The sequence below is a fragment of the Citrobacter sp. Cf072 genome (assembly GCF_030334485.1).
Taxonomy (GTDB): Bacteria; Pseudomonadota; Gammaproteobacteria; order Enterobacterales; family Enterobacteriaceae; genus Citrobacter; species Citrobacter freundii.
The window spans coordinates 953,268-970,369 of the sequence record NZ_JAOWDX010000045.1 but is presented as its reverse complement, the minus strand read 5'-3'; the positions used below and the strand labels follow the sequence as shown (position 1 = coordinate 970,369).

25 protein-coding genes are annotated in these 17,102 nt (G+C 52.0%); 2 read left to right on the top strand and 23 right to left on the bottom strand.

Going from position 1 to position 17,102, the window contains the following annotated elements:
* The 18 genes from OGX66_RS17005 to OGX66_RS16920 all read right to left on the bottom strand — a co-directional run bounded on the left by OGX66_RS17005 (position 1) and on the right by OGX66_RS16920 (position 11,339).
* Positions 1–1,359, bottom strand: coding sequence for a phage tail protein (locus OGX66_RS17005; RefSeq protein WP_286511922.1), 1,359 nt, complete (start codon positions 1,357–1,359; stop codon positions 1–3).
* Positions 1,356–1,961, bottom strand: coding sequence for a phage tail protein I (locus OGX66_RS17000; protein WP_286511920.1), 606 nt, complete (start codon positions 1,959–1,961; stop codon positions 1,356–1,358). The genes OGX66_RS17005 and OGX66_RS17000 overlap by 4 nt, the downstream gene beginning before the upstream one ends.
* Complete coding sequence (locus tag OGX66_RS16995; protein WP_286511918.1) at positions 1,954–2,862, bottom strand: baseplate assembly protein; 909 nt, start codon at positions 2,860–2,862, stop codon at positions 1,954–1,956. Before OGX66_RS16995 ends, OGX66_RS17000 begins: the two co-directional genes overlap by 8 nt.
* Positions 2,849–3,208, bottom strand: a complete 360-nt coding sequence (locus tag OGX66_RS16990) for a GPW/gp25 family protein (protein WP_241324251.1) — start codon at positions 3,206–3,208, stop codon at positions 2,849–2,851. The genes OGX66_RS16995 and OGX66_RS16990 overlap by 14 nt, the downstream gene beginning before the upstream one ends.
* A complete protein-coding gene (locus OGX66_RS16985) occupies positions 3,205–3,783 on the bottom strand; it encodes a phage baseplate assembly protein V (protein WP_286511913.1) in 579 nt (192 codons plus the stop codon). Before OGX66_RS16985 ends, OGX66_RS16990 begins: the two co-directional genes overlap by 4 nt.
* A gap of 127 nt (positions 3,784–3,910) precedes the next feature.
* Complete coding sequence (locus OGX66_RS16980) at positions 3,911–5,422, bottom strand: P-loop ATPase, Sll1717 family (protein ID WP_286511911.1); 1,512 nt, start codon at positions 5,420–5,422, stop codon at positions 3,911–3,913.
* 87 nt (positions 5,423–5,509) lie between these two features.
* Complete coding sequence (locus tag OGX66_RS16975; protein ID WP_286511909.1) at positions 5,510–5,974, bottom strand: phage virion morphogenesis protein; 465 nt, start codon at positions 5,972–5,974, stop codon at positions 5,510–5,512.
* Positions 5,967–6,398: a phage tail protein gene (locus OGX66_RS16970; RefSeq protein WP_286511907.1), complete on the bottom strand. Its 432-nt coding sequence runs from the start codon at positions 6,396–6,398 to the stop codon at positions 5,967–5,969. Before OGX66_RS16970 ends, OGX66_RS16975 begins: the two co-directional genes overlap by 8 nt.
* Positions 6,361–6,609, bottom strand: coding sequence for an Rz1-like lysis system protein LysC (lysC, locus tag OGX66_RS16965; RefSeq protein ID WP_286511953.1), 249 nt, complete (start codon positions 6,607–6,609; stop codon positions 6,361–6,363). The genes OGX66_RS16970 and lysC overlap by 38 nt, the downstream gene beginning before the upstream one ends.
* Positions 6,494–6,922 (bottom strand): Rz-like lysis system protein LysB, encoded by a 429-nt coding sequence (lysB, locus tag OGX66_RS16960; protein ID WP_286511906.1) that lies wholly within the window; start codon positions 6,920–6,922, stop codon positions 6,494–6,496. The genes lysC and lysB overlap by 116 nt, the downstream gene beginning before the upstream one ends.
* Complete coding sequence (locus OGX66_RS16955) at positions 6,919–7,293, bottom strand: DNZ54_00345 family protein (RefSeq protein WP_286511904.1); 375 nt, start codon at positions 7,291–7,293, stop codon at positions 6,919–6,921. Before OGX66_RS16955 ends, lysB begins: the two co-directional genes overlap by 4 nt.
* Position 7,294: 1 nt before the next feature.
* Positions 7,295–7,807, bottom strand: a complete 513-nt coding sequence (locus tag OGX66_RS16950) for a lysozyme (protein ID WP_286511902.1) — start codon at positions 7,805–7,807, stop codon at positions 7,295–7,297.
* Complete coding sequence (locus OGX66_RS16945) at positions 7,788–8,003, bottom strand: HP1 family phage holin (RefSeq protein ID WP_001397650.1); 216 nt, start codon at positions 8,001–8,003, stop codon at positions 7,788–7,790. The genes OGX66_RS16950 and OGX66_RS16945 overlap by 20 nt, the downstream gene beginning before the upstream one ends.
* Before the next feature lie 3 nt (positions 8,004–8,006).
* Entirely contained in the window at positions 8,007–8,210 is a 204-nt protein-coding gene (locus OGX66_RS16940; protein ID WP_000868184.1) for a tail protein X, read from the bottom strand.
* Complete coding sequence (locus tag OGX66_RS16935) at positions 8,210–8,674, bottom strand: head completion/stabilization protein (protein WP_286511899.1); 465 nt, start codon at positions 8,672–8,674, stop codon at positions 8,210–8,212. The genes OGX66_RS16940 and OGX66_RS16935 overlap by 1 nt, the downstream gene beginning before the upstream one ends.
* Positions 8,675–8,767: 93 nt before the next feature.
* Positions 8,768–9,418, bottom strand: coding sequence for a phage terminase small subunit (gene gpM, locus OGX66_RS16930; protein ID WP_286511897.1), 651 nt, complete (start codon positions 9,416–9,418; stop codon positions 8,768–8,770).
* Between the two features lie 3 nt (positions 9,419–9,421).
* Positions 9,422–10,489, bottom strand: coding sequence for a phage major capsid protein, P2 family (locus OGX66_RS16925; protein ID WP_286511896.1), 1,068 nt, complete (start codon positions 10,487–10,489; stop codon positions 9,422–9,424).
* Positions 10,490–10,505: 16 nt separating this feature from the next.
* The gene (locus OGX66_RS16920) at positions 10,506–11,339 is read right to left on the bottom strand and encodes a GPO family capsid scaffolding protein (RefSeq protein WP_174501124.1); all 834 of its coding nucleotides are present in this window, start codon (positions 11,337–11,339) and stop codon (positions 10,506–10,508) included.
* 142 nt (positions 11,340–11,481) lie between these two features.
* Here OGX66_RS16920 and OGX66_RS16915 point away from each other — a divergent pair, with 142 nt between their 5' ends.
* Positions 11,482–13,248 (top strand): terminase ATPase subunit family protein, encoded by a 1,767-nt coding sequence (locus OGX66_RS16915; protein WP_257680053.1) that lies wholly within the window; start codon positions 11,482–11,484, stop codon positions 13,246–13,248.
* Positions 13,248–14,294, top strand: coding sequence for a phage portal protein (locus tag OGX66_RS16910; protein ID WP_088544954.1), 1,047 nt, complete (start codon positions 13,248–13,250; stop codon positions 14,292–14,294). Before OGX66_RS16915 ends, OGX66_RS16910 begins: the two co-directional genes overlap by 1 nt.
* Before the next feature lie 32 nt (positions 14,295–14,326).
* Here OGX66_RS16910 and OGX66_RS16905 read toward each other — a convergent pair whose 3' ends face one another.
* The 5 genes from OGX66_RS16905 to OGX66_RS16885 form a co-directional block, all read right to left on the bottom strand.
* On the bottom strand, positions 14,327–15,067 hold the full coding sequence (locus OGX66_RS16905) for an HIRAN domain-containing protein (protein ID WP_087051166.1): 741 nt from the start codon (positions 15,065–15,067) through the stop codon (positions 14,327–14,329).
* Entirely contained in the window at positions 15,060–15,980 is a 921-nt protein-coding gene (locus OGX66_RS16900; RefSeq protein WP_087051165.1) for a HipA domain-containing protein, read from the bottom strand. The genes OGX66_RS16905 and OGX66_RS16900 overlap by 8 nt, the downstream gene beginning before the upstream one ends.
* Positions 15,981–16,286: 306 nt before the next feature.
* A complete protein-coding gene (locus OGX66_RS16895; RefSeq protein ID WP_267440183.1) occupies positions 16,287–16,547 on the bottom strand; it encodes a hypothetical protein in 261 nt (86 codons plus the stop codon).
* A 73-nt stretch (positions 16,548–16,620) separates the two neighbouring features.
* On the bottom strand, positions 16,621–16,854 hold the full coding sequence (locus OGX66_RS16890; protein ID WP_019077494.1) for a DinI family protein: 234 nt from the start codon (positions 16,852–16,854) through the stop codon (positions 16,621–16,623).
* A gap of 11 nt (positions 16,855–16,865) precedes the next feature.
* Positions 16,866–17,054 carry a hypothetical protein gene (locus tag OGX66_RS16885; protein WP_001154444.1) on the bottom strand — a complete coding sequence of 63 codons (189 nt, stop codon included), beginning with the start codon at positions 17,052–17,054 and terminating at the stop codon, positions 16,866–16,868.
* Between the last annotated feature and the right edge of the window lie 48 nt (positions 17,055–17,102).

Here is a 17,102-nt window from a genome sequence, read left to right as displayed (position 1 = left end):
TTAATATCCTATAGCTAAAAACATGGCTTCTGAGGTGTTTGTATTTACAGCAATATTCATCATGACCTGAGCGGTGAAACCTGTATTGCTTACCCACTCGCATGAGTTGGCTATCTGAACCCATGTTAATTTGGTAGAAAAAACACCCCAGCAATTAACGGGGAACGGGACAGGGAAAGTCACTGGCACTGTATTTACTACGCCGACAGTAGTCTGATTTGCGAGCGTTCTGCGAAACACCTGAATCTTAAGTCCATCAGGGCCTGTAAATAACAAGTTATCGGTGTACTGACCGCTTGCCCTTAAACCAAGGTATTCGAGAAGCCCTGAAATGCTTTTCCCGCTGAGATTCGTCAGCGTGGCATCAAGTGGCTGTTTCCCCGCCAGCGCGTTCATCACTGTTGTCGCAAAGTTAGGATCATTCCCCAGCGCAGCCGCCAGTTCATTCAGTGTGTCCAGCGCCTCCGGCGACGAACCAACCAGCCCCGCAACAGCAGATTTCACAAACGCGGTAGTGGCAATCTGCGTATTATTCGTTGACTGAACAGCAGTGGGAGCCGTTGGCGCTCCGGTCAGGGCCGGGCTTGCCAGCGGTGCTTTCAGTGCCAGCGCATTATTAATGGTGGTACTGAAATTCGGATCATTATTGATAGCTGCTGCAATTTCTTTCAGCGTATCCAGCGTTGCCGGTGCGCCACCAATCAGGGCAAGAATAGCAGCCTGTACAAAGGCGGTGCTGGCAATCAGGGTGCTGTTGTTTCCTGCCGGTGGCGTTGGCGTTTTAGGCATCCCTGTCAGAGTCGGGCTGTCTTTTGGTGCATACTGTGAATGAGGATCAACAGCAGCAAGATGCTTTGCCATCAGGTCATCCACATACACCTTAAGCTCCAGCACCTTATCATCCACATATTTGCGGGTTGCCAGAACCACTGCAGGGTCAATTTTCAGGGTGATGTTATCGGTGCTGCTGGTAATCAGTACCATACGCACGGTCTGCGTGCGTCCGCTGCCCTCTGCCAGCTTCGGCTTGTAACTTTCGGGGCAGTTTCCCACAGCAATCAGCGCACCTGTTTCATCAAAAAGGCCGACTTCACGAATCCACCACCCGCCCTCGTTTTCGGGGATCACCTGCTCAGCAATAATCTGGCTGCTGTTCTGCGGATCGATATACAGCATATTCAGCGCTGCACGGCGCTCCTCAGCCACTAACGCGGTCTGTTGCGCGTTGGGTGTGGGCAGCGCACCGCCACCGCTACCCACCGCCATATGGGTAATTTTAAGCGGGACACCGAGCGCGGCGGCGCTTGCCAGTTTCGCCGCGCCGATATCCGTCAGCAGGGTGTAAAATTTTGCGCTCATGGGTTCACTCTCATCGTGTCAATAACATGGACCGCCCCGCCCTCATAAGCGGTGCCGCCGGAAATAATGGTTTCGTTGATATACGGGTAGATCGTGATTTCTTCGCCGGTGTAGGTGGCTGCACCCACAAAATACGGGCCGCCTGTCTGCAGGTTGATGGACATACCAACCAGATGACGGCTGCATGGTTTTGCGTCACCGATCAGGCGCTCCAGCTCCAGATAGGTTTCTTCTGTTATGCCCTGGTCCTGCACACCAATATCCAGACGGAACGTCCCCGGCGTTTCGCCGGTCTGCCACCACTCAATGATGCGGATCAGGAAGCCAAACGGCTCCACCACGCGCCGCACGGCGCTGGTTGTCCCCTTGTGCTGATGGATATAAAAAGCGTCCTGCACAACGCGGCGCTTAACGCTTTCTGTCCAGCTCTCATCCCAGCGGTCAACAGAAAACGCCCAGGCCAGATAAGGCAGGAACCTGATCGGGCAGGTTGCCGGGTTCCATAAATCACGCAGCGATACCTGCAGATCGGAAATCCCGCTGCAGGTCTGCGCCAGTCGGCGCTCAAGTGGCGACGAACCCGGCGGCAACATACTATTCATCCGTGCCCCCGTTGGTAACGCTCCACTCTGTACAGGACGCCGCCTGCGTCTTATCCAGCACCACATCCTCCAGCGGGGACGTCAGCTCCACACGCTGGACGCCCTCCACGTGCAACGCGGCATAAATGGCGCTACGGCGGATATCACGTCCCAGCCGCGTCTGACTGGCGATGTATTTCTGCAAACTGGCTTTTGCTTCTGCCATCACCGGCTCAGCCTCCGGCCCCGGATAAAGGAAGATCGTTGCGTCCACGCTGTACGGAATAATTTCAGCGCTGCGCACCGTCAGGCGGTCTGCCACCGGGCGAACCTTTTCACTGTTAAGCGCCTGCTCAACCACTGCCAGCAGGTCAGTCCCTGCCGTACCGTCACCCTCGCGGCTCAGTACGGTAAGCACCACCTCAGCCGGTGCAGGACTGGTTGCGCTGGCATCCGCCACGCGCCCGTCGGCACTTCTGGCGTGGAACTCATAGGCTCCCGTCGGCCCTGCAACGGACAGCCCCTCAAATGCTGCAGGAATGCGCTGGCGTAATGCTTCATCACTTTCCATCACTGCAGCGACCGGCGGCACCGCGTCATTATCTGCTGGGACTACCGTCAGGCGCTTCACGTTGCAGTTACCTGCCAGTTGTTCAAGGTCATTTCCCATGGAATAGGCCACCATGACCGCCTGCGCAGCCTCATTAATACGCTGGCGCAGCAGGATTTCTCGGTAAGTATTCTCCTGCAACAGTTTGGTGACAGGTTCTGACTCCAGCGCTAACGTGCGCATAACGGCCTCCTGTTCATCAGCCGGATGAAGGGCCACAAAGGCGGCCTTACGTTCTGCCAGCAATGCCTCAAAGTCCGGCACATCCACAATCTGCGGCGGCGGTAGTCGGGAAATGTCAATGACTGCCATTGTCTGCTCCTGTTGATACGGAAAGGGAAACCGGTGCGCCGTTATTGCTGTGTCCGGTAAGCTCAACCACCATAGAGCCGTCAAAATTGCTGTTGATGGTGATGGAGTCCAGCGCAAGGCGCGGTTCCCAGCGGTTCAGCGCCACATAGACCGCAGACATAATCTGCAGGCGCAGCGCCGGGTTCTGCGGCTGGTCAATCAGGGCAGACAGCAGGGAGCCATATTCCCGGCGGGCAAGACGGCTGCCCTGCGGCGTCAGCAGAATATCCCGCACCGACTGGCGCAGATGGTCCGTATCTGCAATGGCCTGCCCGTCATTCCTGCTCATACCGATATACAACGTCATACCGGTCCCCCCGTGTTGTCGCCGCCTTTCAGAACGCCAGTATGCTCATGGTCATCAACTACGATCCCGTTAGAACTCATTGCGCCGCCGCCCTGGGTGACGCCGCCATTGATCACCACTTCGCTGTTAATGCGCGTGGTGTCAGCCTCCACCACAAACTCACCGGTTTTGTAGGTGACACTGTCTGATGCCTCGATCACCATGGATTTGATGCCCTTGACATGCCATCGTCCGGTGGCAGGTTCATACTCAAACCATCCCCCGTCCGGGTACTCCGTCACGCAGCCGTCCACGGAATCCGACGGTGGCGGAAACTGATTGGAGTAGATGGCAGGCAGCACAAATGCGGTTTCCAGATTGCCGCCCATGCTCAGCACCACCACCTGCTCATCCGGCGATGGGCACCACCATGTACGGGCACCACCGGCGCGCAGCGTCAGCCAGTTAATCCAGTTAGTTTCAAGCTCACCCACTTTCACCCGACACAGCCATTTCTTCCTGTCCACTTCGGTCACGATACCGGTACGGATCAGATTGGTGATAAGGCGCATGATTTCTGTTAGTTGTGCATTCATCTCCAAATTGTCAAACAAGACAACGACGAATACATCGATTTAGAATTGTAAGAGTTTTAACACAATGATAATTTTAAGAAAAAATGATGACTTGAAATAAAAACGCCCTATAAAAGGGCGTTTTACATTATTGTCTAACTTTAGGCTTGATAATTCCTAATGCATCCCACAAACCACAATGTATTTCAAAATTCAACGATGGGTCCATTTCTAGATCTTCATCATTAAATGACCACAAATAAACATCCCCACCATCTGCTTTAGATCTTCTAAGTATATTTCCAATAGCGCCAACCTTAAATAAACAACTCAGCATTTTATTAAGCGTTAATGAGCTATCTCCTAAGTCCAACCCTTCAAACTTCTCCTTGATTAAAGATGGAGTAAAACCTCTTTTTTTTACAGATCGTAAAAGAGAAAAGCAGTCATCTATTTCTGAATCGCTTAAATGCCCCGCAAGCTCAGACCTAATTTCACGCAAAAGATAAGATGAGTATTTTTTAGAAACCTTTGTGAACATGGGGGCTTCAAATCTTTCGGTATTCTCTCCATATTCATCTTGAATATAAGTTAGCATCCTAACGGCATCTCTTGGGCGACCTAAAGTTCTATGTAAAATATAAACAGAGCTATGTTCACCGGCGACTTTCTCAGTGAAAATTTTCCCGAACAAATCAGAACAGCTTAACTCATTATAATAACCAGTGGAGTTTTTAATTTTAAAAGCAATCATATCAAAAATCTCAGAATCACTTGCCCGTTCTCCAACAGAGCACCAATCAAGTGTAACAGAGTTATCTTCTATAATTTTATTAATATTCGGAGATGAAAAAGTATTTATTATATCATGACGAATTACTGCACCAATTTTGGCATCTATTTCATTTTGCATTAGAGTTTTATTAATTGACATAACAGCATTTAAAAAACTTATCATTGCATTTTTGTATTCAACTGTTGCATCAAACTTATCATCTAACTCATCATAAAATACATATATCCTTTTATTACTCTCCTTTAACATGTCAACAATATAAAGCTGTAAAGATTCCATACACTCTAAGTAATTCTTTTTTGTTTCTTTTGTTTTCTCGACCTCACCACCTTTTGCTTTCGCTTCACCACGAAATACTGGAAATCTAAATCCGATACCAACCTCACCCGATGCTTGATATTCCCTAGTTATTTCAACTGTTTGCTCCGGCCTTAACTCTCCCGCGACATGGCCAAAAGAACGTAAAAAACTTTCCAAGTGAGTTATTTTACCTTCACTAAATCCATTTTTATATTTTACAATATTTTTAGCAAGATTAACCAATATCATCCATTTAAAAATCGGCACGTATTTTGTAGAAGATACATCTTGCCCTTGGAAGTGAACCAGTTCATGAAAAACAAAATCTTTTAATGATTCTACAACTGCAATATCATTATTTTTTCGTTTTGCATTACAGTAGACATTGACAAGCAATGTCTTACCCGTTCCCTTCCTGCCGATTACTAGCATTTTATTTTTTCTATCAAGCTTACCTAATGAATTATTTATATCATAAAAATACCTAGAGTAATTATCGAGATATAATACCTCATTCTCCCCATAAACCTCACCAAATTTAAACTCACCAATTTTTGGCCGCATAATATTCCATCCTTAAGAAAAGCATATCATTATAATGACTGCTTTTATCTATAGCAGATTTCATATTCTCATTGAAGTAAAATTAACTCACTTATGCAGTCCTCCCTTGCCCTGCAACCAACTTAGTAACGAGTTAAAAATAAGATATTTTTCTTTTTCACCAATACCCAACAAACGCCGCTCTGCATAGCGGACCTCCGGTCCTTTACGGCTGACGCGATCACGTAGGCCGTAGTGGTGAACACGTGCAATACGCTGCACCTTACCCTCAAACTGCACGCTGGCAGAGTCGGCACTGGCTGCAGTTTTCAGGTATTTTATGGTGCGAAGCTTTGCAAACATCTGGCGTTTGATGCGTCCCTTCTTGCTGCGGGCTGTCACCCGGCGCGGCTCATAGCCGCTGCCGTCTGGATTACGCTGCAGCCTGATGTTCTGCTGCTGCGTCCGGCGCAGCTGTTGCGCCAGTTGCCGCATCATATGGCTGCGTGCTGCAGGCTCCAGATTTGCCAGCAACGCCGTCAGCCAGTCATCCACCCTCTGCAGTTCATCCACGTTTCACCGTCCACATTTCCTCGAATCCGTCAGGCTCCGGCACCGCTTCAACGCTCGACACATTACCGTCAGTGCTCACCAGTACACGCTCCGTCAGTTGCAGATTCAGACTGATATCGCATACATCATTGCGCAAAATATCCACTTCAAAGGTGAACAGTTTTTCGCGCAGCTCCGGGTTGTTGATGGCGTCCGGCTGGTTTACTCTGAGCCACAGCAACACGGGAGCCATCAGCAGATTCTGGTCACCGCTGAAATCCTCGATCACCACGTTCAGGGTGTAGCGGTATTCCCATGACATAGAGCTGGCACCGGTTGCCACCAGTGAGCCGTTATCAACGAAAAGGTGCAGCTTATCCGGGTTGTTGCGGACATACACCACCGCTTTATTCAGGGCGCTGCGCAGGGACTGCGGTTTGTTCACTGTTTCGCTCCTGACACGCAACTATCGTGTCGACTTTGTCAGCACAGACCGCCCAGGCGGACTCTGTTTCATCCAGCGCCGCATTCAGATCACCGTTACTGCGCGGCGCTGACCTTTCCAGGCGGCACTGCGTCACTCTGGGACAGCCATTCACGGTAAGCTGCACCTCCGGCAAGGGCCGGACGTTCGCGCAGCCTGATAATGTCAGCAGGCAAAGGAGCGTCAGCCCAGCGGCGCAAATCCTCGTTTTCACGTTTCAGTTCCTCGATCCGGCGCTGGCGGCTTCGCAGCAGTGCGGTGGTCTGTTCCGCTGCCGCATAAAGCCGCGCCTGCTCCCGGCTGTTGGTTTCGGTCAGAATGGACAGGCCGATCACCTGACTGTTTTTCTTCTTCAGTTCCTGCGTTTTGCTTTTCAGCGCCACGCCCTGCGTCTCAATGGTGTGACTGGCATTGTTAAGCCGCCACGACTGCCAGCCCAGCGCAACAAGAACCAGCGCCAGCCCTAACATCAGCGCGCGATTCATTCCCGCAATGCCTTTAATTCATCCTTGATTGCCAGGCCAATGGCAACGGTAGATACATAAACCAGCCCCGTCAGTTTCCACCCGGCAAGCAACATCACAAAGGCAACAGCCAGACGCAGATACCAGGTGAGAGTGATTGCGTCCATCACCCTTAATACCCTGCCCAGCAGGAATCTGACCTTTAGCCGGTCATTACCTGTCAGAGTGCAGGAATAAAGCCCGGTAAAGCAGACCAGAGAAAACGCGGCAAACTCAAACCACATGATCAGCGCCAGCGGGAAAAGCGCATGGGAGGCAGGGAAAATCACATCAACCATCACAAGAAGCACCAGAACCGAAAGCGGCAGCCAGTAACTTTTTAACCATTTCATTTCAGGACACTCCTTTTAAGCACCAGGCCATTTCCCGCGCGCGGCGGTTCTCCAGACCTTTATTTTTCACACCGTTAACGTAAATCCAGCGCGGTAGCTGGTTACATGCCTGCCACCACTGCTGGCGATTGATATATGACACCATGGTTGACCTGCAGATCGCGCCGGTCCCCACATTGAAACCAATACTCACCAGCGCATCGTAGACATGCTGCGGGGGCTTAACCGTCAGGCAGGCATCCAGCCTTTTTTCAGTCAGCAGCACATTGTTTATTAACCCCTGCGCCGCCTGCCGTTCCGTGATAGCTTTCCCCGGCACCACCCCGGATGTATTTCCGATCCCGTCAGTCCAGACACCTGCGCTGCACTGATACGGCTGCAGACGACATCCCTCGTAATCGGCAATCAGTTTCAGCCCTTCAACGGAGGTTTTGAGCGACTGGAAACCGGGCAGCGTGGCGGCGATAGCCAGCACAGCCCCGACAAGGCAGCGCTTAACGATTGAAGGATTCATATTCCCCCCGTGAAATTTTGCCATCGCGCAGCAACCTGAAAGACTGGTGTTTGTAATACCAGTTGATAGCCAGCATCAGCACCCCAATCAGTACGCCGCCAACCGTTGACGCATCCTTGAGCGACAGATCGCCCAGCCATGCCAGCAGCACGGCGATGCAGTAAGTGATAAAGGCGCTGATTCGTTCAAGCGTCATAATTCAGTCCCATAGCTGGACGGTCTGCGCCGTAGTTGACGCCGTAATGTCCGGCAGCTCCACTTGCAGCCCGTGCGGTAAAAATGGGCCGTACTCAGCCAGCCCCGGATTTGCCTGCAGAACCTGCTCAGTGACACCCTGCGTGCGCCCGTAATGACGCCAGCAAAGCGCGTCCACCGTGTCATACTGATGCGCACGCACTTTCATCAGATAAGCTCCACCGTACAGTGCGGTACATCCTGCACCCGGCTGATAGCCCAGCGGGCATCACGCCACAGATCGCCGCTGGCCTCCGCCAGCTCCTCCCCTCGCTTCACGCCTGACGCCGTGGCGTCATAGTCCTGATAACGCTCATTGAGCACGGCGCGCGCCCAGCAAAAAACGGCGTTGTGGTAGTGCTGAATGCGCTCGCTCTTGCCGTCCAGCATTTCTGCAGGAACCTCAGCGAGTGTCCGCCAGCCCAGCATCTGCTGACGGTTGCGGAAGTCGTACAGCTCAGCGTTAACCTCAGAGATCGCCGTCAGCACGACCTGCTTTAAACGCGACTGCGTCACCGTGCCGTCAGTACGCATCACACTGCGAAATTCCGACAGGTCCACATCAGGCCAGAACGGCGTATTTTTGATGACCTCCGCCTGTTCCGGTACCTGTTCGGGCGCAACAAACTTCATGCGGCTTTCTCCTGAATAAGTGGGCGGTGGACGGGGTTTTGATGTGGCAGTGCCTTTCGTCACCCCGTGCCGCCCGTGCGCGGGGCACGTTCTTTAGCGGCTGTCATTGCGCAGTCTGCGCTCCAGCTGCTGCTTTTCTTTTTTCACGCCACAGCGGGGATCGAGCTGCAGCGCATGGGTAAGGTGATTCAGGGCAGATGCCGGGCTGCTTTCGCTCAGTACAGCGCCGATGGCTTTATGCAGACGCGCCCGCGACTGGTCCGGCATATCCAGATCGGTTGTCAGATCCAGCGTCTGCAGAAGCAGATCGGCATCAAAACCGGCTGCGGCTAGCAGAGCGCTTTGCGCCGCGTCTGCCATTTCTTCTGCCAGCACGGTCTGCACGTTACGGTTGCCCAGCGGCATCACCCAGCCATGGCGCAGCGCATGACGCCCGATTTCCAGCGCACCGGCATAATCACCGGCGTCGATACGCCACAGCATCACGTACATCAGCACGTCATCCTGCTGCGCACCTCCGGCAGCCAGCACGCCCTCTGCCCAGGCAGAATATTTCGGCAGCAGCTCCACCTTGATTTCCGCCTTTTTCACCGTGGACTGGATGCCTTTAAGCCTGCGGCGATCTTCTGCCAGTTGCAGCAGCATCAGGTCATAACCCGACGCATGGCGAACACTGCCGCCCTCACGGGCGGCCTGTTCGGCCTGAATGCGCAGGCGGTGCTGCCGTGCGGGACTCAGGCTCATGCGTTACTCTCCGTTTCCTGTTTCTGCTGCAGGCTGGTTGAAATCACCGATTTCGATGTTTTCAACCAGCGCCGCGCAGCGGTAGTCCTCGACCACATACGCCTCGTTGACGGATTCAAAGTTTTCAATCCGGTCACGTTTCGGGTTGTCGATAACAGAACGGCGGCGGGTGTCTTCCTGCCAGTAGATCGACAGGTTATCCAGACGGGTGATCAGCAGGGCATTCGCCGGGAAGAAAGGCGCGCGCACAGCCTGCAGGCCGCCCATGCGTTTCTGGCTGATGATCAGATCAGCGGCGATTTTCTCGCTGTTGTCCTGCTCTTTGTTAACCAGCGGGAAATACTTGTCAGACAGCAGTTCACGACCACAGATAACAACCAGCTCGTCATCATCCTGATACTCCACATCGATCAGCTCGTTGACGGTATCCATCACCACCGCGTCAAGATTTACATACTTACCACCCGGACCTACTTTTACCGGCTCCGCAGTAGTGGTGCCGTCTTCTGCGGTTTTGCTGCCCATAACATGATCCGGCGCGTCTTCGCGGATTTTCTGCAGCCAGCCTTTATTGACGTCCTGCAGCAGCGGGTTTTCTGCACGATTGGACGTTTTGGCGCGCTTCACGCCGTTAAAGCCGATCATGATGCGGTCCAGCGCCTGACGTTTAACGATGGCGTTGCGGATACGCACCTGGAAGTCCTGGAATTTCGCCCACATGTCCAGTTTTGCGTAGGTCAGCACCGTATCAAAGTTGGTCTGCTCGCATTTGTATTCCACGTCTTCCATCAGCGTCGGATCGGTAGGCTCGCGCTCTTTGGTGGTGGTATCGGTGGTTCCGGCAATGGTGCTGCCAACGCCCAGCCCCAGCAACTGCCCGGACTGCTCAGTGACCGGCGTGATGTTAATCAGTGTCAGGAAAGCAGCGGACTGCTGGATCTGGTCTTCCAGCGTCTGCTGCACGGACGGCTCCACTGTGAACTTGCTGGAGAGTTCTTCAACCTCCACACCATTCAGGCGCGCCAGCTGCTGCAGGTAAGCGTTAAAGGCAAAGCGGGTTTTCTTTTTCATCTGGTTTTATGCTCCATCAGCAATTGGTCAGGGTGCCTGCCGGTGCGTCACCGCCCGGCGCGCGCTGGCGGTAATCCTTGCGGCTGTCTTCGCGGCTCAGCTGCTGCTGTAGCTCGGCAAAGGCGGCCTGCTGCTCCTGCAGGGAGGACTCCAGCGCGGAAAGGCGTTCACCGTTTTCAGCCAGGGATTTATCAGTGCGCTCGCTCAGGTTCTGCTGCTCGGTGGCGACAAGTTCCACGGCTTTATGCACGTCTGAGAAACGCGCATCGTCGGTCTGCTCTTTTTTGGTGAACAGCGCCGTGACGCGGGCAAAGAGGGACGGCTTTTCGTCCTGGGCTTCTTCCAGTTCGATCAGCGTTTCAACCGCTTCCGAAAACAGGTTTTCAGGGTTCTGCTTACGGTTTGCCAGCGGGTTATGTGCGGCGCTGGCGCTGAAAGCCAGCATTTCGGTGCCAAGGCTCGCAGGATCGTCCGTCGCACCCAGCCCTACAAGGTAGGCTTTGCCGGTGTCGGCAAACTTCGTGCTGACCTCCATGGAGGTGAAAAGCTTCTGGCCTTTTTTCACCAGTTCCACCAGGGCGTCAGTGGGTTCGATATCGGCATAAAGTGCCATCTTGCCCGCCAGTGGGCCGTCCTGGATTTCTTCTGCAACCAGCCCCGTCACCCTGCCATAGCGGTTAAACGTGCTCTCCGGCAGATAAGACTTGATGTGCTCAAGGTTAATCAGCGCGGTATAGACCGCCGGGTTGTAGCTGGCAGCCATCTGTACCAGCCATTCACGCTGGATCTCGCGCCCGTCAGTGGTGGCACCTTCCACCCCGATACGGAAACGCTTTGCTTTCACTGTCATGAGCCGTGCTCCGTTAGAAATAACTTACTGGAGTCTTATGTTTGCGGTGATGGGGGGAGTGAAACAACGCGCGGCACTTGTACGGTAAACCACACAAACCGCAGCCGGGGAAAGCCGTCAGGCAAGGCCGTATGTTTGGGCCATGAACACGACACTGACCCCCGCAGACCTCGATCCCCGTAGGCAGGCCATGCTGCTGTACTTTCAGGGATACCGCGTAGCCCGCATTGCTGAAATGCTGGGCGAAAAAGTTGCAACCGTTCACAGCTGGAAAAAACGCGACAAGTGGGGCGACTATGGGCCGCTGGATCAGATGCAGCTCACCACCGCCGCACGTTACTGCCAGCTCATCATGAAGGAGCAGAAAGAAGGGAAAGACTTCAAGGAAATTGACCTGCTGGCTCGCCAGTCAGAGCGCCACGCCCGGATCGGCAAATTTAACGATGGCGGGAACGAAGCTGATTTAAACCCGAAAGTCGCCAACCGTAACAAAGGGCCACGCCGCCAGCCCGAAAAGAATGTTTTCACCGACGAGCAGATCGAAAAGCTGGAAGAAGTCTTCCACGACTCTATGTTCGACTATCAGCGCCACTGGTTTGAAGCAGGGAAAACAAACCGCATCCGCAATCTGCTCAAGTCGCGCCAGATTGGCGCCACGTTTTATTTTGCCCGTGAAGCATTGATTGACGCCCTGCTGACCGGACGCAACCAGATTTTCCTTTCTGCCAGTAAGGCACAGGCGCACGTTTTTAAGCAGTACATCATCGACTTTGCTAAAGAAGTTGAGGTGGAGCTGAAAGGCGATCCCATGGTGCTACCCAATGGGGCAGCATTGTACTTCCTCGGCACCAATGCCCGTACGGCGCAGAGCTACCACGGCAACCTGTATCTGGATGAATATTTCTGGATACCGAAATTCCAGGAGCTGCGCAAGGTGGCCTCCGGTATGGCCATTCACAAGAAATGGCGACAAACCTACTTTTCCACGCCGTCCAGCCTGACCCACAGCGCGTATCCGTTCTGGTCCGGTGCGCTGTTTAACCGGGGCCGCGCCAAAGCGGACAAGGTGGATATTGACCTGACCCACAGCAACCTTGCGCGCGGCCTGCTCTGCCCTGACGGACAGTACCGCCAGATCGTCACCGTGGAGGATGCGGTGCGCGGCGGCTGTAACCTGTTCGACCTCGACCAGCTGCGCATGGAGTACAGCCCGGACGAATACCAGAACCTGCTGATGTGTGAATTTATTGACGATCTGGCGTCAGTATTCCCGCTCAGCGAGCTGCAGGCGTGTATGGTGGACAGCTGGGAAGTCTGGACCGATTTCCAGGCGCTGGCGCTGCGCCCGTTTGGCTGGCGAGAAGTCTGGATCGGTTACGACCCGGCGAAAGGTACGCAGAACGGTGACAGCGCAGGCTGCGTGGTTATGGCGCCTCCCACTGTACCGGGCGGAAAGTTCCGCATTCTGGAGCGTCATCAGTGGCGCGGAATGGACTTCCGCGCCCAGGCAGACGCTATCAAAAAACTGACTCAGCAGTACAACGTGACCTATATCGGCATTGACTCGACCGGCGTCGGGCACGGTGTTTATGAGAACGTAAAAGCGTTCTTTCCTGCCGTGCGGGAGTTTGTCTACAACCCCAACGTCAAAAACGCCCTGGTGCTCAAGGCGTACGACATTATCAGCCACCGCCGTCTGGAGTTTGACGCCGGACACACTGACATTGCGCAGTCCTTTATGGCTATCCGCCGGGCCACCACCGCCAGCGGCAACCGCCCTACCTACGAAGCCAGCCGCAGCGAAGAAGCCAGCCACGCAGATTTGGCCTGGGCAACGATGCACGCACTGTTTAACGAACCGCTGCAGGGCGAATCCGCCAATACCAGCAATATTGTGGAGATTTTTTGATGAGTGAACCCGAAGCCTTAACCAGCTCAACGCCAACAGAAGCTACGGCGCCTAAAAACGCAGGCGTAACTGCCGAGGCTTTCAGCTTTGGTGACCCGATCCCGGTGCTGGACCGCCGCGAGCTGCTGGACTATGTGGAATGCGTACAGATGGACAGATGGTATGAGCCGCCAGTAAGCTTTGACGGGCTGGCGCGAACCTACCGCGCCGCTGTACATCACAGCTCACCGATAGCGGTTAAACGTGACATTCTCAGCAGTACGTACATCCCGCACCGCCTGCTCAGCCAGCAGGCTTTTGCCCGTTTCGTCCAGGATTATCTGGTGTTCGGTAACGCCTATCTGGAAAAGCGCACCAACCGGCTCGGCGGCGTTCTCTCACTGGAGCCAGCACTGGCGAAGTATACACGCCGTGGCGTGGACCTCGACACCTACTGGTTTGTGCAGTACGGCCTGACCACGCAGCCCTATGAATTTACACAGGGCAACATTTTTCACCTTATGGAGCCGGATATTAACCAGGAGATTTACGGGCTGCCCGGCTATCTCTCCGCCATTCCGTCAACCTTGCTCAACGAGTCCGCCACGCTGTTCCGCCGGAAGTATTACATCAACGGCAGCCACGCGGGTTTCATCATGTACATGACCGACGCAGCACAGAACCAGGAGGATGTGAACAATATCCGCCAGGCAATGAAAAGCGCCAAAGGACCGGGTAACTTCCGCAACCTGTTTATGTATTCACCCAACGGTAAAAAGGACGGCATCCAGATCATCCCGTTATCGGAGGTTGCTGCAAAGGATGAGTTTCTGAACATCAAGAATGTGAGCCGTGATGACATGATGGCAGCACACCGCGTTCCACCGCAGATGATGGGGATTATGCCGAGTAATGTAGGAGGGTTTGGGGATGTAGAGAAGGCCAGCCGCGTCTTTGTCCGCAACGAACTGATACCTCTGCAGAAACGCCTACAGGAGTTGAACGACTGGCTGGGAGAGAAAATTATTAGTTTTGAACCCTACACTTTAGAAATAACACCAGAATAAAAAAAGCCACCTTTAACGGTGGCTTTTCTAGGCTATTCGATAGCCTCGAACTCATCCTGTAGAATTAGCGTTGACTGACAAGCCGAGTTTAGCTTTCCAGATAATTTACAAAGCAGCCGATAGTTATGCGGTGCATCATCGCTAATCTTTTCAACTGTTAAAGTGATTGATTTTGAATCATTTAACAGCATTTTCTTGATGTCATTACTTAAATATCTAGGGCAATAACCGACAATTTCTGCGGGCTTATCAGCACGAACTACGACAGCATCACCATCGTACTCGTTTTGAAGATCCAAGCAAAGACGCAAAATTTGCCCTGGTTTCAACTCAGAAACACGATCATTTGCCATCGAATTCAGATAGCTAAGACCATGCAAAAAGAAAAAGTGTTCAAATTTTCCCTCTGAATCAACTTCAATTTTCTTAAAAATCTGTAGTTGGTCAGTACTGCGTAAACCACCAGAACGGGCCAAAATATCGATCGGATTTACGCTATCTTCCTCAAACCCAAGCCACTTAATAAAACTCGGATATTCTGGGCGTCTAGGGGACAAAAGACGGTTTTTAAAAAGAGGGAATAATTCTTCTGACACATAAGTTTCTCTGACATCAGTCATGCCGCTAAACTTGGTAAATTTAGTAGATTTAAGAGCACCTTTCGTGTACTTAAAAACATACCCCGAATTGCGCTCTTGCAAGTTGCCGACGACATGCCAGTCTCTGGTATCTGGTGCCTGCCACGCAACGTAAACGGAGTTTGTATTAGTCATTCTCTAGTAGCCTTCTACGATTTTCCATTACCATCAACGCTGCAAATTCACGTGCACTCTCAGAGATACACGATGCAGGCACTTGGTTGAACACATCTGTAATGGAAGCTTCTGTTAAAGCGCTCAGCTTACCCAGCCAATGGTCGCGAGCTGCAACTCTTCCCTCAACTGCATGTTGAAATGCTTCAACTGTAAGTAAGGGTTTTTTATCTGTTTTTGCTTTAAAAAGCTCTGAGCGAGCTTTTCTCACAAAGTAGGGGATTCGACGATTTTTATCTTTAGTATTAAGCCGTTCATAACGTTCATCATCTAACATCTCCCTCCCTAAACTGGCGGCATGATCATAGGTTGGACATAAAAACTGCTCACCAGTTTCATTGTTAAGCATAATCGCCCAATTTTCATGATGGCGATCCTGATTACTGACCAGTGCATCTAGCATCAAATACCCACAGAATACATCTGCAGCATTTAGCCCGTTTAGTTCGTATGCACTCGGCGGCGGCTGGATAGATTCCTTATCTAAGCAGCCCAAAACTCTCGTTACAGTATGCTCTCTAACCCTTACTGGCTTCTCTCCCAGTTGCAAAGGCTGAGGATAGTCGGCTGTCGAACTGTGAAGAACCTCGTTCCCCATCACCATTCTGAAGCCAACAGGAATAAGGTTCTGAGTAACGACACCAAATCTATCATTGTACCTAGCTAAATCATAGCTAGCGTGTGGGATATTGAGCAGATGGCATAGCTCTGCAGCACATTTTTCAGACCAATGCTCACCAGTGCCCGGCCTAGAGTACTTGAACAACTGTAAATGGTCAGTGTCATGGGAGTAGTAGAACCAAAACTTTTCTTTGGTTCCCAACTGTTCAATATCGTTAGCAACTGGGCTAAGCACTACCAATTGGTAAGGCATCTGACGTCCCTGTTTGGCTGATTATGAATATTTTGAAAGCTATTTTATCCAAACATCACCAAAACCTCTAAGGGTTAATAGATAATAGAACGACACTGTATGTATGTCCAGCTATCAAATCAAGAGATCGTACTTATAGGGTTCAGCGCGCGCTCGTATCCCCGCCACGCCTGCCCGCTTTATGTAGTGGTTTTCATGCACCTGCATGAGACAGGCAAAAGCCCGCCAGTTCTGGCGGGCCTCAGCATAAACGATCCTTAAACGATCATGCGTTCTCATGCGGCATAGTCATGCACTACGACGAAATCAGTCAAACAGAGAATAATTTGCATCAAATTCATGACTTGTGACTTCGACTTTCGTAATAACTATCAAGTAACCAAGTCCATCAGATAAAGACACCGGATACTCCAGCTCAAGCCAGAAACAGTCATCATAAGTTCTTCCCATCCAGTATCCGCCGCCGCACTCTTTTGGGCGTTGAAAGAAAACCCACTGACCGGGAATGATTGTTTCCAGCGTTTGACCGCGATATACAATTTGATACTTGTTGTCTTTAGACCCCATAGCTAACGCCTCGCATAGCTCGTTGTTCAACCTTGCGACCGCCAGAACTACGTTCTGCCTCTCACAACGTTATCTAATGTAACCAGCTGTCGTCCTCCCAGACCTGCTGCATAATTTCCATCACTCGCTTTTTGTCTTCATCCAGTTTTAACCCGCTCAGTTCAACACCATTGGCACTGCCCTTACGGATACGAATTGCTGTTTTGGGATACAGAGGGCGCAAATTACGGTAAAGCTCGGATTCAAGGGCTTCCAGTGTGGCCTGGCTAATCTTCTGCTCTTTATCGATCATTATTTCAATGCGCATACAGATTCCCTTTAACTGGTAACGTCCATTGACCGGCTGTATTCATGGCTGCGAATTTTCGCCATCAACTCGTCTGTCAGTTCGGACACCCACTGGATAGCCAGCCGCTTTTCTTCGTCGCTGCACTCACTAGCCGCTACAAGCTTGATAAAAAAATCAATACGCTGGAGCTTTAATGACTCCAAAAGATAGTCCTGCATCTTCCCTCCTATCATTACACGGATACACAACTACTGTATATATACCCA

Bases quoted from the DNA above. Each gene is read 5' to 3' on its own strand.
- OGX66_RS17005 (WP_286511922.1), bottom strand. From the start codon at position 1,359: ATGAGCGCAAAATTTTACACCCTGCTGACGGATATCGGCGCGGCGAAA.
- OGX66_RS17000 (WP_286511920.1), bottom strand. From the start codon at position 1,961: ATGAATAGTATGTTGCCGCCGGGTTCGTCGCCACTTGAGCGCCGACTG.
- OGX66_RS16995 (WP_286511918.1), bottom strand. From the start codon at position 2,862: ATGGCAGTCATTGACATTTCCCGACTACCGCCGCCGCAGATTGTGGAT.
- OGX66_RS16990 (WP_241324251.1), bottom strand. From the start codon at position 3,208: ATGACGTTGTATATCGGTATGAGCAGGAATGACGGGCAGGCCATTGCA.
- OGX66_RS16985 (WP_286511913.1), bottom strand. From the start codon at position 3,783: ATGAATGCACAACTAACAGAAATCATGCGCCTTATCACCAATCTGATC.
- OGX66_RS16980 (WP_286511911.1), bottom strand. From the start codon at position 5,422: ATGCGGCCAAAAATTGGTGAGTTTAAATTTGGTGAGGTTTATGGGGAG.
- lysB (WP_286511906.1), bottom strand. From the start codon at position 6,922: ATGAATCGCGCGCTGATGTTAGGGCTGGCGCTGGTTCTTGTTGCGCTG.
- OGX66_RS16955 (WP_286511904.1), bottom strand. From the start codon at position 7,293: ATGAAATGGTTAAAAAGTTACTGGCTGCCGCTTTCGGTTCTGGTGCTT.
- OGX66_RS16950 (WP_286511902.1), bottom strand. From the start codon at position 7,807: ATGAATCCTTCAATCGTTAAGCGCTGCCTTGTCGGGGCTGTGCTGGCT.
- OGX66_RS16945 (WP_001397650.1), bottom strand. From the start codon at position 8,003: ATGACGCTTGAACGAATCAGCGCCTTTATCACTTACTGCATCGCCGTG.
- OGX66_RS16940 (WP_000868184.1), bottom strand. From the start codon at position 8,210: ATGAAAGTGCGTGCGCATCAGTATGACACGGTGGACGCGCTTTGCTGG.
- OGX66_RS16935 (WP_286511899.1), bottom strand. From the start codon at position 8,674: ATGAAGTTTGTTGCGCCCGAACAGGTACCGGAACAGGCGGAGGTCATC.
- gpM (WP_286511897.1), bottom strand. From the start codon at position 9,418: ATGAGCCTGAGTCCCGCACGGCAGCACCGCCTGCGCATTCAGGCCGAA.
- OGX66_RS16925 (WP_286511896.1), bottom strand. From the start codon at position 10,489: ATGAAAAAGAAAACCCGCTTTGCCTTTAACGCTTACCTGCAGCAGCTG.
- OGX66_RS16920 (WP_174501124.1), bottom strand. From the start codon at position 11,339: ATGACAGTGAAAGCAAAGCGTTTCCGTATCGGGGTGGAAGGTGCCACC.
- OGX66_RS16915 (WP_257680053.1), top strand. From the start codon at position 11,482: ATGAACACGACACTGACCCCCGCAGACCTCGATCCCCGTAGGCAGGCC.
- OGX66_RS16910 (WP_088544954.1), top strand. From the start codon at position 13,248: ATGAGTGAACCCGAAGCCTTAACCAGCTCAACGCCAACAGAAGCTACG.
- OGX66_RS16905 (WP_087051166.1), bottom strand. From the start codon at position 15,067: ATGACTAATACAAACTCCGTTTACGTTGCGTGGCAGGCACCAGATACC.
- OGX66_RS16900 (WP_087051165.1), bottom strand. From the start codon at position 15,980: ATGCCTTACCAATTGGTAGTGCTTAGCCCAGTTGCTAACGATATTGAA.
- OGX66_RS16895 (WP_267440183.1), bottom strand. From the start codon at position 16,547: ATGGGGTCTAAAGACAACAAGTATCAAATTGTATATCGCGGTCAAACG.
- OGX66_RS16890 (WP_019077494.1), bottom strand. From the start codon at position 16,854: ATGCGCATTGAAATAATGATCGATAAAGAGCAGAAGATTAGCCAGGCC.
- OGX66_RS16885 (WP_001154444.1), bottom strand. From the start codon at position 17,054: ATGCAGGACTATCTTTTGGAGTCATTAAAGCTCCAGCGTATTGATTTT.